This is a genomic window from Alkalibacterium sp. m-11, from assembly GCF_054658155.1.
Genome location: NZ_BAAGIR010000698.1, coordinates 1 through 206, shown reverse-complemented (window position 1 = coordinate 206; position 206 = coordinate 1). Strand labels below are relative to the sequence as shown.

The window sequence follows — 206 nt, the reverse complement described above, 5'->3', positions numbered from 1 at the left end:
TTCGCTCGATACGCAGATGACTTCGTCATCTATGTTAAAAGTAAACGAGCGGGCGAACGGGTTATGGAAAATATCACGGAATTTATCGAGGACAAATTACGCTTAACAGTTAACAAAGAGAAAAGCCGAATCACTACTCCAAGCAAATCAAAATTCTTGGGTTTCCATATTCATAATAATATGGGAAAGTCGGATGCCGACCTAGT

Annotated in this window: 1 protein-coding gene; it reads left to right on the top strand. The window is 39.8% G+C overall.

The features are described from left to right. Positions 1-206, top strand: a 206-nt coding sequence (locus ACYQ2O_RS13975) for a reverse transcriptase domain-containing protein (protein WP_459796902.1), incomplete at both ends; no start/stop codon positions are given.